The 12,808-nt window shown below is 54.9% G+C and carries 9 protein-coding genes; 6 read left to right on the top strand and 3 right to left on the bottom strand.

Going from position 1 to position 12,808, the window contains the following annotated elements; all coding sequences use genetic code 11:
• The first annotated feature begins 33 nt into the window (after positions 1–33).
• On the top strand, positions 34–801 hold the full coding sequence (locus QP400_RS04865; protein WP_004807642.1) for a glutathione binding-like protein: 768 nt from the start codon (positions 34–36) through the stop codon (positions 799–801).
• A 54-nt stretch (positions 802–855) separates the two neighbouring features.
• Here the strand turns inward: QP400_RS04865 and QP400_RS04870 are convergent, their stop codons facing one another.
• Both QP400_RS04870 and QP400_RS04875 read right to left on the bottom strand, forming a co-directional pair.
• Positions 856–2,346 (bottom strand): DUF1846 domain-containing protein, encoded by a 1,491-nt coding sequence (locus QP400_RS04870; protein WP_004807644.1) that lies wholly within the window; start codon positions 2,344–2,346, stop codon positions 856–858.
• Between the two features lie 295 nt (positions 2,347–2,641).
• Positions 2,642–3,478 (bottom strand): aldo/keto reductase, encoded by an 837-nt coding sequence (locus tag QP400_RS04875; protein WP_004807646.1) that lies wholly within the window; start codon positions 3,476–3,478, stop codon positions 2,642–2,644.
• 171 nt (positions 3,479–3,649) lie between these two features.
• On the opposite strand from QP400_RS04875, the gene QP400_RS04880 reads away from it, so the two are divergent.
• Entirely contained in the window at positions 3,650–4,894 is a 1,245-nt protein-coding gene (locus tag QP400_RS04880) for an EndoS/ChiA family endoglycosidase (protein WP_004807648.1), read from the top strand.
• Here QP400_RS04880 and QP400_RS04885 read toward each other — a convergent pair.
• The gene (locus tag QP400_RS04885) at positions 4,875–5,873 is read right to left on the bottom strand and encodes a LacI family DNA-binding transcriptional regulator (protein WP_160309218.1); all 999 of its coding nucleotides are present in this window, start codon (positions 5,871–5,873) and stop codon (positions 4,875–4,877) included. The two genes, QP400_RS04880 and QP400_RS04885, sit on opposite strands and share 20 nt — an antisense overlap.
• A gap of 181 nt (positions 5,874–6,054) precedes the next feature.
• Between QP400_RS04885 and QP400_RS04890 the strand changes: the two genes are divergently transcribed.
• The 4 genes from QP400_RS04890 to QP400_RS04905 are packed head-to-tail and all read left to right on the top strand — an operon-like array spanning position 6,055 to position 12,791.
• Positions 6,055–9,045, top strand: a complete 2,991-nt coding sequence (locus QP400_RS04890) for an alpha-mannosidase (protein WP_004807651.1) — start codon at positions 6,055–6,057, stop codon at positions 9,043–9,045.
• Positions 9,045–10,202 (top strand): glycoside hydrolase 5 family protein, encoded by a 1,158-nt coding sequence (locus tag QP400_RS04895; RefSeq protein ID WP_004807653.1) that lies wholly within the window; start codon positions 9,045–9,047, stop codon positions 10,200–10,202. The genes QP400_RS04890 and QP400_RS04895 overlap by 1 nt, the downstream gene beginning before the upstream one ends.
• Positions 10,192–11,460 carry a family 20 glycosylhydrolase gene (locus QP400_RS04900; protein WP_004807654.1) on the top strand — a complete coding sequence of 423 codons (1,269 nt, stop codon included), beginning with the start codon at positions 10,192–10,194 and terminating at the stop codon, positions 11,458–11,460. The genes QP400_RS04895 and QP400_RS04900 overlap by 11 nt, the downstream gene beginning before the upstream one ends.
• A 20-nt stretch (positions 11,461–11,480) precedes the next feature.
• Positions 11,481–12,791, top strand: a complete 1,311-nt coding sequence (locus QP400_RS04905; RefSeq protein ID WP_004807655.1) for an ABC transporter substrate-binding protein — start codon at positions 11,481–11,483, stop codon at positions 12,789–12,791.
• Positions 12,792–12,808: the final 17 nt, after the last annotated feature.

Here is a 12,808-nt window from a genome sequence, read left to right on the forward strand (position 1 = left end):
TCGCATCTGTTTTAATCGGGGCAAGGAGGAACAATGATTCAATCTTTGCGTTTCGGTGAAGAACTAATCCCTGAAGCGGGCCGCTACCACCTAGTAGTTTCGCCCACCTGCCCATGGTGTCGCCGGGTAGCAATAGCTCGGCGTATTTTGGGCCTGACAGATGCGATCGCCATCTCGGAGTCTGTTGGCACTGGCGCCGACGGCTTTATTTTTGATTCGGGGTGTGGCTTCGACGAAACATTACGGGTGCGCACGGCCCGTGAACTCTACCGGCGCCAACAGGATTGGAATCCCGGCGATTCAACCACGGTGCCGGCGCTTGTAGACCTAACAACGTCCAAGATCGTTGCCAATGAGTCTGCCGACCTACTTATTGACCTGGCAACCCAGTGGAAGCAGTTCCACAAAGAGGGCGCACCAGACCTATACCCCGCCTCGATGCGGGATCAGCTAGCCGACCTCGACCAGGAAATTCACCAGAAGGTAAACAGCAAAGCCTATCCGATCAACCATTCTGAGGATCCAGACGAGGTAGCTGCGGCTAAAGAATCGATCGTGTCGTATCTGCAAAAGATCGATCTGAGGTTGCAAGAGAACACGTATCTGACCGGTGAAGAGGTGCGGGGAAGCGACATTAGGTTGTTCACGACTTTAGAGATGGTCGCGACGATGGGCCCGTTTGCTTCCTCGATCCATGGGGCATTTGCCGATACGCCGGGAGTGGCCCGCTACTTCAAGCAGCTTTGTTCACTTGAGGGATGGGTCAGCGAGGCCGAGGCAAAAGTTCTTCACCTGAGCTGAAATATTAACCAAAAGGTGCGGGAGCCCCGTAGGACTCCCGCATCTTTTCATGCCTTATCGCTTCTGGTAAAGCGCCTTCTTCTGGTATTCAGGTTCGGAGGTCACCTGAATATCCAAGTTGCGGAAGATACCTTCGTCGACCGTCCCCAAAATGGTGGTGGTGTGAACCTGACAGCCGCGCAGTTCCTTCAGCTTTCCCAGTGCTGCAGCAGCATTGGGATCAGAAGCCGCTGACACGGAAAGGGCGATGAGCACCTCGTCTGTGTGTAGGCGGGGGTTGCGCGAGCCTAGGTGCTCGGTCTTCAGCGTCTGGATAGGAGTAATAGAGGAGGGAGCAAGCAGGTCTACTGACTTGTCAATGCCTGCCAGCAGCTTGAGTGCGTTCAGCAGCATAGCCGCGGAGCACCCTAGCAAGGCAGAGGTCTTGCCGGTGACGATGGTTCCGTCGTGCAGTTCTAATGCCGAGGCCGGAGCGCCAGTTTTGGCTGCCAATTCCACGGCTGGAGGCACTACTGGCCGATCGGATTTGCCAATGCCGAGCTTGGACATGACGATCGCAATGCGCTTGGACTCAAGTGGTTCGCGCTCTTCCCTGCGCTCGGCTACTAGCGCCTTGTAGTAGCGCCGGATTACCTCTTGTTTTGCAGCATAGCGGCATACCTCGTCGTCGCTAATGCAGTTGCCTGCCATATTGACTCCCATGTCGGTGGGGGACTGGTATGGGCATTCCCCCGTCAGCTGGGTAAGCAACTGGTGCAGGAGCGGGTAAACTTCCACATCGCGGTTGTAATTTACTGCCTGCTTGCCGTAAGCCTGCAGGTGATAGGGGTCAATCATGTTCACGTCGTCGAGGTCGGCGGTAGCGGCCTCGTAAGCCAGGTTGACCGGGTGATCTAGAGGAATATTCCAAATGGGGAAGGTTTCAAACTTCGCGTATCCTGCCTTGGTGCCGCGCTTGTATTCATGGAAGATCTGAGATAGGCAGGTAGCCATTTTCCCGGATCCGGGACCTGGAGCAGTGACGATTACCAAATCCCTTGAAGTCTGCACAAAGTCGTTCTTGCCAAGACCTTCATCCGAAACAACGTGGGCGATGTCGGCCGGGTAACCCTTGATTGTGCGGTGGCGGGCTACCTTCAACCCCAGCTTTTCTAGACGCTGCTTGAATGCATGAGCAGGTTTGTTGTCGTCCTCCATCTGCGTCATTACCACGTTTTCGGCTAGGAAGCCGCGTTCGCGGAACACGTCGATCAGGCGCAGCACGTCCTCTTCATAAGGGATGTTTAGATCCGCTCGCACTTTGCCGCGGGCCACGTCTTTGGCGTTGATAACGACCAGAATCTCCAGGTCGTCTTTGAGCTGCTCAAGCATGGCAATCTTGTTGTCAGGCGTAAACCCTGGAAGCACTCGCGACGCATGCATGTCGTCAAAGAGCTTGCCGCCCATTTCCAGGTACAGCTTGCCCCCAATTTCATTGCGCCTCTTGGCAATGTGCTGAGATTGTAGAGAAATGTACTTGCTACGGTCGAATCCTATTTGACTCAACTGTCCTCCAATAGATCGTCACTATGGGGCCTCAGTTGAGCCCTAACAAGTATACAAATGGATTTTGGGTAAGCGGTAGCTCAGCTAGCGTGTTCTTAACGACTTCTACGGTTTTGTATCTTTGCGCTCTTTTCGGCCTAATTTAGCCAAATCTGCCAGTGCTATCAGCTCGAATATTATGCCTGCTATAAGTAGTACCCAAGAACTAAAAGTGGAGCCGCGGCAAAGCCTGACGATGCTCACCACAATGAGGGCGGCGAACACCGTCAGCCTTAGCGCCAGGAACCACCTCGAATTAGTCAACATCGACTTCGTCGGGATGAGCGGCAACGCGGTTACCACGTTCCAGGTCGTGGATCTTCAAAAATTCTTCGTCGGTCAGCTCGAAATCGAAGATGTCCATGTTTTCGACCATGCGTTCTTTATGAGAGGTCTTCGGGAAGATGATGTTGCCTTCCTGAATGTGCCAACGCAGCACCACCTGGGCAGGAGTCTTGCCGTGGGCCTTGGCGGCCTGGGCGATGGGCTCTTCGTTGAACAGATCGTACTTGCCCTGTCCGAGTGGGCCCCACGCCTCAATCTCGATCCCGCGGGAACGGCAGTACTCGGTTACTTCGCGCTGCTGGTAGGTGGGGTGCAGTTCGATCTGGTTTACCACCGGGACAATTGGCTCCCCACCGGGGCTGAGTAGGTTGTCCAGGTGCTTGGGCAGGAAGTTGCACACGCCGATGGACTTTACAAGGCCCGCTTCCCGCTGCTTGCCTAGTTCCTCCCAAGCATCTACATAGGCGCCCTGCTTTTCACATGGCCAGTGGATTAGGTAGAGGTCTACATAGTCAAGGCCTAGGCGTTCCAGCGACGCATCCAGTGCGTCCTTTGGATTCTTCTGATCGTCGTTCCACAGCTTGGTAGTGATGAATAGTTCGGAGCGGTCGATGCCAGACTTCTCGATGGCGCGTCCTACGCCCTCTTCGTTGCCGTAGATCTTCGCGGTATCAATGTGGCGGTAGCCGGCTTCTAAAGCTTCGGAGACTACGCGCTCTGCGTCGTTTTCGTCCACTTTGAAAACGCCGAATCCTAGTTGGGGGATCAAATTGCCGTCGTTTAGTTTGATGTTTGGAATTTCGCTCATGTGCCCAGTCTTTCATCTGTGATGGGCATCTCGCTTGGTGACGGAAGAGGTTTTCGCCAGCAGACGAAGTGTCGCTCCAAAATAGCCGTACTGAAAAGGAAAATTAGATAGATTTACTTAACCGGTTTAGTAAACGTTGTGGCGCAATGGTGCGCCCAGAAACAGGTAACAATGAAAATTGCAAACAAATTAGCCCTAGCCTGCGTTCTTGCTGTGGGGGCCAGTCTCGTTCCCGCTGGCGCTTACGGCGCCGAAGCACCTCGCCCGGTGGGGGCGCAGCAGAATTGTCCGGCGCCAGTGTTTATGGCCTACTACCGTACGTGGCGGGACAAGGCAATGCCCTCTAATGCCAACTCGGATTTGCCGGACCCGAACGTCATCTCCATGACTGATCTTCCCAAGGGAGTCGATATTGTTTCGCTCTTCCACTATGTGAATCCAGCGTCCGGGGTAGATCAGCGCCCATTTTGGAACCAGGTGAAGAACGAATACGTGCCTCGGCTGCACGAGCGGGGCATGAAGATCATCCGCTCTGTGGGTGTTGATCAGATCTACAAGTACGGACTTACGGCAGATTCTTCAGAAGCGGAGTACCGGCAGGCTGGCGCCGAAATTGTGCGGGAATTTGTAACCGACACTGGCATCGACGGCTTTGACATAGATATGGAAACGACACTCAGCCAACAGGAGCAGGTAATTCTGGGGAAGGCTTTCAAGGCTCTGCGCGCCGAACTTGGCCCTGACAAGCTCCTTATTTACGACACGAATCGAGGCGCCGAGGGGGCTTACGTTTCGCAGGTTGCTCCTTATATTGACTACTTGTTCTTGCAAACTTATGGGCGTTCTATAGATTCCATCTCCAGATCCTGGGATTCGTATGCCCCCTACATCTCGTCTTGCCAGTTCCTGCCTGGGTATACCAGTCCTGAAGAGGGCGACTTGTACAACCGCTGGTATGACACGGTGGGTCCTGTAGAGCAGTCGAATGCGGTAAAGATGGCCAAATGGAATCCGGAAGGTGGTCGCAAGGGTGGCGTTTTCGCGTATGCAATTGATCGCGACGGAATGACTTATTCCGAGGCCGATTTGAAGCGGATAGCGCCTAGCGAATTCCTGTATGCGAAGGCCGTGATCAAGACATTGAAACCCGATCTGGATCAGTCTGGCCCAGCACAACCGCAGGAACCATCTACAGAACCATCAGTACCGCCTACTTCCGAACAGCCAGAACCCGTACCGGATTCCCCTAAGAGGCACCGCACTGCTGCGGGCCAGAAAGATGTAGCCAAGCCGGTAAAGGTTGCAAAGGGACACGAGCGGTTAGCTAATGCCGGTGTTCCCGGTAGCCTCGCCGGCGTAGGCCTGGCAAGCGTTGGGGTGGGGCTCTTGGTGCGCTCTAGTCGAAAACGGTCTTAGTGGAATCACGTTCTATCAGGCGAGGAGAAAGATCGAAAGGCTCCGTCTCCTCGCCTGCTAGAAGGGTATCTGCCACCGCTTCCCCGAACCGGTAGGTATCGCGGTGGATAGCGGTAATGGGTGGCGACATAGCCTCGCATGTGAGCGAGTCTTCCAGGGAAGCGACCGCCACGTCACGCCCGATTTGTGCTCCCGCTTCCCGGAGCGTCTGCACCCCTGCAATCGTCAGCGCTTCATTGTCGAAAACGTAGGCGGTAGGGCCTGTCCCAGTTAGCTGCTTGCGCACCGCTGCCGCGGCCTGCTCGGCTGTGTAGTCGGTGTATTCGACCTCGACCTTCGGCCCCCGCCGCTTTAAAGCAACTTGCGCGCGCTGGGATACGTGGCGCAACTGCTTATTGCCGGCTACGTAGGTGACATGTTTATGGCCGCGCTCTTCTAGATGAGTCAGCATCTGCTCCATTACAACCTTGTCGTCGATATACACCGAAGGGAGCAGGGAGCTCTTTTCGCCAGCAATGACCGCTTTGAGTCCCAACTCCTTCAATAGCCGAGGGCGGGGATCGTCGCGGTGTAGGTCAACTACCGCTACCGCATCGACACGGTGTTGATCGGCCCACTGCTCGTAGATAGCGCATTCGCGTTCCAAAGAAGTCGCTACCTGAAATAGGAGGCCGTAGCCCCGTTGGGACAGTTTCGCCTGCATACCGGTCATGAATTGCATGAAGAATGCTTCTGATCCGACCGCTTTGGGGGAGCGGGCTATAACGAGTCCAATTGTGGAAGTGCGCCCGTCCGACAGGGCCCTGGCGGCGTAATGGGGTGACCAGTTGATTTCTGCTATTGCTGCGAGGATGCGCTCGCGGGTTTTCGTGGATATTCCCGGTTTGTCGTTCAGGGCAAACGAGACGGCAGTAGGCGAGACGCCAAGCGCTTTGGCGATGTCGCTAACTCTGGATTGCCGGTTTAATTTGGGACTCATCTTTTTCCTTTGCATCTGCTGGAAGGATACTCCACGTAGTAGCATTTTTCGGCATGTAGGTGCGCTTTTAGCATTCCAAGAAAAATATTAGAGATTGTAATGAAAGTAGTTGCATCTTTAACTAAAGCGGTTTAGTCTGTTGGGTGGAACGCAATGACGCTGGCCCGCAGGAGCAACTCAAATGCACGATACTCACCAACTTTTGGAAGCGCGTTTTTCTAGGGTTCTAAAAGAACGTGTCCGTCCTGCCGAACATGAAGTCCTTTCCCCACTATCCATTGCGGCTTTTGCCGTAACTGATCCGAATGGGGTTGAAGGGCAGGGCGAACCGATCAGCTTCCAGCAGGCCATGGAAGGCAATTTTGTCCCCTTCGAGGTGGGGCAAAGTTGGGGACCAGCCTGGGGGACTACCTGGTTTCGTTTCCAGGTGCGCTTGCCGGAAGAGACTGAAGGACTACAGTGCATCGTAGATTTGGGCTGGGAAGACCACTCGCCGGGTTTTCAGTGCGAGGGCCTGGTCTATACGCCGGATGCAGAAATCCTGAAGGCCATAAACCCAAAGAATCAGTGGATCCCTGTTAGCGGTAAGGCTGGCGAAACTCTTACCTTCTTTGTTGAGGCTGCCGCAAATCCGCTGCTTTTGGCAGTGCCACCCTTCCAGGTGACTTATGACGGGGATAAGCAGACGGCTAGCACCGAGCCGATTTACAGGCTGAAGAGGGCGGAGCTCGTTAGAGTGCGTCCGGACGTGCGCGCCCTCGCTTACGACTTAGAGATGGCCTCCACCCTGGCACTAACCTTGGGCGAGGCGGAGAGACTGCGTTTTGACCAGCAGATCAATAAGGCAGTAGACCAGTTAGATCTGGCTAATGTCGCTGGTACCGCCCGCGCCGCGCGGGAGCAGCTAGCACCGCTGCTGAACAATGGTTCTCTTCCCGGGGCACACCAACTCACCGCAGTAGGACACGCGCACATCGATTCGGCGTGGCTGTGGCCTGTTCGGGAAACCCGCAGGAAGGTAGCGCGTACCTTGGCAAACGTTCTGCGCTTACTTGACGACGGAGAAGAGATGTACTTCGCCCTGCCTGCAGCGCAGCACGTGGCGTGGCTCGAAGCAGATTACCCGCAACTGTTTGAGCGAGTGGTTCAGTGGACTAAGAAGGGCCGTATTGTCCCGGTAGGCGGAATGTGGGTGGAACCTGATGCTGTTCAGCCCTGTGGGGAATCGATGTGTCGGCAAATGCTATATGGCCAGCAGTATTTCCAAAATAAGCTTGGCAAACGGTGCCAGGGGGTCTGGCTTCCTGACTCCTTTGGCTACTCTGCGGCATTGCCACAAATAGCTAAATTGGGTGGGGCAAAATGGTTCCTCACGCAGAAGATTTCTTGGAATCAGACGGACGTCTTCCCGCATCACACGTTGAATTGGGAAGGGATAGATGGCACCCGCATTTTCACTCACTTCCCTCCGGTGGATACCTACGGAGCCGAGATGAGTGCCCAGCAGGTTCAGTACGCGGCTGCTAACTTCAAGGACAAGGCGAAAGCTAGCATGTCGCTGGTTCCATACGGATACGGCGACGGCGGCGGCGGCCCCACCCGTGACATGCTGGAACGCACAAAACGATTGGCCAATACTGCCGGATCTGCCGCCATAGTTCACGATAGTCCCGATTCCTTCTTTACCAAGGCGCTCGCGGATTATCCCGACGCGCCTGTGTGGGTAGGGGAGCTGTACCTGGAAATGCACAGGGGAACATTTACCTCGCAAGCAAATATCAAGCTTGGAAACAAGCAGGCTGAGGCGGCTCTGTTCCAGGCGGAACTGTGGGCGGTCAACGCTCGAGTTGCTGGATTGATGGACTATCCCACCGCCAAGTTTGAACAGTTGTGGAAGTCGGTTCTGCTTTGCCAGTTCCACGATATTCTGCCCGGCTCGTCTATCGCCTGGGCTTGTCAGGACGCGGTAACAACGCAACGACGGGTCATTGAAGAGGCTCGCGAAATCTCGGAAGAAGCACGCTGCCTGCTAGCTGGCAACGCCCAGAATTATTTCAATGCGGCCCCGCAGAACGTTGGCGAAGTGGCACCGTATTCTTTTGGTGCCAATGCGGCCCCGCCTCAGAAGGGCAAGGTAGAACGCGGTCAGGATGGGTTTGTACTGACCGGTTCCGGAATTACCGCGCACATCAATGCCCAGGGGCTAGTTGACTCATTGGTAGGAACCGATGGGCGGGAAACGATTCCATCCGTAGAGCCGCTGGGACAGCTCTGCCTATATCAAGATTTCCCAAATATGTGGGATGCCTGGGATATTGACGAGTTCTATTCCGCATCCGAAAAGACTTTGCAGCCGGTGCGAGTCTGTTCCGATGCCGAACGTGTAGTTGTGAAATATGCTTTCGGATCTTCTCAAATACAGGTGAGCTATTCGATTTCCGACGCACTGTGCGTGGACGTAGATGCTACTTGGCATGAGTCCGAGAAGCTGGTGAAGCTGAACTTCCCAGTGGACGTGCATACTGACCATGCCCTATATGACACTCAGATGGGCCATATCAGTCGGCCGATTCACCAGAACACCACTTGGGAATCGAACAAGTTCGAAGTTTCTACGCAAAAGTGGATTTACGCTCCCGAGGGCGAATTCGGGGTGGGCATCGTAAATGAGGCTACTGCCGGCTGGTCTGTGCGTCGCAAGGCCCACGAATGTGGTGGCACATACGCGGTATTTGGTGCCTCTCTACTCCGAAGCCCGAAGTTCCCTGATCCGCAGACCGACCACGGCAGCCACTCCCGCTCGTTCCAAGTCCTTCCCGGAGCAAGCCTTCGCCAAACGGTAGAGCGCGGATACGCCCTCGCCCAACCGCTGACTGCAGCAACTGGCGAAGGGGAGGGCGCAATCCCGTTGCTGCGCAGTGTTGAGGGGATTGTCATCGAGGCCGTCAAATGGGCTGAAGATGGCAGCGGATTTATAGTGCGCGGCTACGAGCCACTCGGCCAACGGGCAGGCATGTCGCTGGAATTTGGCTATGACGTTGAAAGCGTAAAGGTAGTGAACGTGTTGGAAGAGGACGCAGCTGATCTAGCACAGATCGAGGTAGTAGGTAACCGAGTGAGCGCCACCCTTCGCCCGTTCCAGATTCTAACCTTGAAAGTTGGCTGTAACTGATGAAGGTCGGGGTAAATTACGTGCCTCGGAAAGGCTGGTTCTACCAGTGGGCACACTTAGATAAAGCTGCTGTACACGACGACTTTCAGGCAATTAGGCAGATCGGATTAGACCACGTTCGAATTTTTCCGTTGTGGCCACTGCTGCAACCCAATCGGACTTTGATCTCTAATTCGGCTCTCGATGACGTGCAGTGGATGGCAGAAGAGGCCGTCCAGTGCGGATTAGAGGTAAGCGTAGACGTTCTGCAAGGTCACCTTTCCAGCTACGACTTCCTCCCGTCTTGGGTTCTGTCCTGGCATAAGCGCAATATCTTCACTGATCCGCAAGTAGTGCAGGCGCAGCGGGAATTGGTCGGGCGCATATGTGAAAGGCTTGCCCCCTTACAAGGAGCAAGTGGGATTTGCTTGGGCAACGAGATAGTGCAGTTTGCTGCCAACAGACACCCGCATCCCTGTGAACTCAATTCGGACCAGGCCGCGAAATGGGTAGATTCCCTTTTAGAGGAGGCCCAGCGAGCATGGCCGCAGGGAACGCACACCTTCTGCTTTGATGACGACGTGCTTTTTGACCCAACTCAGCCTTTTACCCCACGGGAGGCCGCCAAGGGCGGAGCGATGACAGTCCATGCGTGGATATTTGGCAGATTGGGGCCGAAGCTCGGGAAGGATCATCCTTGGCTAAACCTGTTTGCCCGCTATCTGTTGGAGCTGCTACGTGCTTGGGGGCCGCGCAAACCTCTGTGGCTGCAAGAGGTAGGGGCGCCACTGAACTATTTGAGTGCAGAACGTGCCCCCGAATTTGTTACCGAATCACTAAAGCACGCAGCTGTTGTTGAGGAGTTGGAACAGGTTACCTGGTGGTGCTCGCATGATTTGGACCCGAGCTTGGCTGACTTCCCCCAGGTTGAATACGCCCTCGGCATATTTGACTACAAAGGGAATCTGAAGCCAACCGGGCAGGCCCTAGCCGACTTCAAGCAGGGCTATGCCGATGGCACTGTTACGCCTTATCGGGCCGGCAAAGAAACCTTGCCCATAGAAGCTCCTGACAGTGGACGGATTTCTACTCGTCCCGATGGGCAACTATTTGCTACTTGGGCACAGGCAATCGAGGACGGCACCCCGTTGCGTTTGGAGGTACAACATGTCCGATAATCCGCTCAATCTTGAAGTGCCCGCACGCCAGGGCGGCCCCGAAAAAGGTTACTTAGTGAGGCGCGTCCCTGCGGATCCTACGACACCGGGTTCGCCGCAGGTTGGCAAGCATTCCTTCGAGGTAGTAGCACGCACCGATGTCCAGCGCCTTGCTGGCCAGGTTCAAGTGGCATTAGAGCAGGCTGCAGATCAGGTAGTAACCGTGGGGGTGCACGAGGCCCCGATTGGTCATCGTTCGCTCCACCTGGACGCCGGTAGACACTATTTCTCGCCCTCCCATATAAAACAGATTCTTCACCTGATGGCCTGGTGCCGCTTGAATGTGCTGGATCTACACATCTCAGATACACACGGTTATCGGGTGGCATCTGCGTTGCACCCAGAAATTGTTTCGAAACACCACCTCAGCAAAGACGAGATTGAGCAAATCGTTGCTTATGCGGCCGAACTAGGCATCGAGGTCGTGCCCTCTTTCGATATGCCTGGGCACTTGCATAAAGTTCTTGGCCCCAATCAGTGGGCAGGCTTGCGTGACGATTGCGGGCAGTTAATTCCAGGCGCCCTGAACATCTTGGATCCGCAAGCGAAAGAGCTAGTGTGGGATTTGATGGACGAAGTAGTCCAGATGTTCTCCGCAACCTCGTTCACAGTGGGGGCCGATGAATTCCTGGAATACGGCACTCGGGTGGATTCTCTGGAGAGGCAAGCAGTTGCACAGTTTGGGCCCGGCGCTCATGGCAACGACGTGTGGATAGATTTCGCCAACCAGTGTGTGCAACGCCTAGCAGAGCAGGGGATCGCGGTAAACCTATTCAACGATGGGGTCCATGTAGACGCGAAGGTATTTCCAGATAAGCGCGCCAACATTTTCTATTGGACCCGGTGGGGAGCACATATGGCGCCTCCGCAACGCTTTGCCGAGTTGGGATACAAGTTGCACAACTGGGACGGAGAGAGTCTCTATTTCATCTTGCGCGAGGAAGGCAATTGTAAGATCCCCACTTTCCAGAGTGTCTGGCGGGATTTCGATCCTTACGTTTTTCCCGACAAAGCCGGTGCAGTTCGGCTGCGCCCGGATGGTGCCAACTTCTCGGTGTGGTGCGATCAGCCTGAAACCATGACATCGGACCAGATAATAGCCAAGCTTATTGATCCACTTTTCGCATTTGGGCAGCTCTTGTGGCCACTCGGCAGACGTCGGGACGAGGCTCAGACTAGAAAACTACTGAGCCAACTACACACTTTCCAAAATCAATAAATAGTATGAAAGGAAATGCAATGAGGCATTCACTGAAAACGCTAGCCTCTGTGCTCGCAGTGGGAGCGTTCGCAGCTACCGGTCTTGCCGGGTGCGCTGGCGGAGGCTCCTCCGAGTCTGGGGTAGATGCGTCGAAAGTAAAGGACCAGGAGGTTTCTGGCAACATAACCTTCCAAACATGGTCTTTGAAAAACGAGAAGTTCACCCCCTATTTTGAGAAGTTGATCGCCGATTTTCAGAAAGAGAATCCGAAGGTCAAAGTTAAGTGGATGGATCAGCCTGGTGACGGGTATGAAGAAAAGATCCTCCAGCAGGCTAACTCTGAACAGCTACCGGATGTAGTCAATCTGCCGCCGGAGTATGGCGCTCCGCTAGCCAAGGCCGGAAAGCTACTGGATCTAGCTAAGGCTGACAAGAAAACCTTGGAAGGCTATGTAGACGGCGGTGTCGAGGCCTACCAGTACCACGGCGTAGACGGCTCCTTCGGATACCCCTGGTACCTGGGAGTTGCCTTCAACTACTGGAACACCGATGCGTTGCAGAAGGCCGGACTCAGTAAAGACAAGCTTCCCACCAGCGATGACGAGCTGTACGCCGCAGCCGAGAAAGCTGCGCAGCAGGGAGTAACTCTGATGAATACCCGTCCTGACCTGGGCTACTTGGCCTCGCGCGGCGTCAAGGTATGGGACCCCTCCTCGCGTAAGTTTGTGTTTAACAACAAGGACGCCCAGAAGCTACTACAGCGATACGCAGACCTGTACAAGAAGCATGGCGTTGCCCCCGAGATGATCGGCAAGGCTGATGACGGCGCCCAGCTAAACGAGGCGTTCTACAAAGGCACTCTAGGTGGCCTCAACTCCACCCCGTCCTTTGCCTCCGACATCAAGAAGGATGCGCCCTCCGTGGCGGACAAAGTGGTTGTAAATGAGCCGTGGGAGACTCCGAACCTCCTAGTCCAGGGCATTTCAGTGTCGGCCAATTCCAAGAATCCGGCAGCTGCGCTTGCTTTCGCTCAGTACGTCACCAACAACGCAAACCAGGAAGCTTTCGTAAAGATTGCCAAGGGATTCCTGCCCGGAACGAAGGAAGGCAACAACGATCCGAACTCCTTCATCTCGGACGAGGATACGCCCCTGGTAAAGGAAGCAATTAAGACTGCAGCCAGCACGGCCAAGAAGGCTAAGAGGCTCACTCCGATCGAGCTAAGTGAAGAGATGAAGACTGCCTACTTGCAGCAGATCACTGCCGCTATGCAAGGAGACATCTCGGTGAGCGATGCCTTGGATAAGGCAGTCGAGGAATGTAACAAGCTCGTAGAAGACAACGAGTAACCCCGGGAAGTGCGGAT

Source organism: Winkia sp. UMB3158, assembly GCF_030217145.1.
Lineage (GTDB): Bacteria > Actinomycetota > Actinomycetes > Actinomycetales > Actinomycetaceae > Winkia > Winkia anitrata.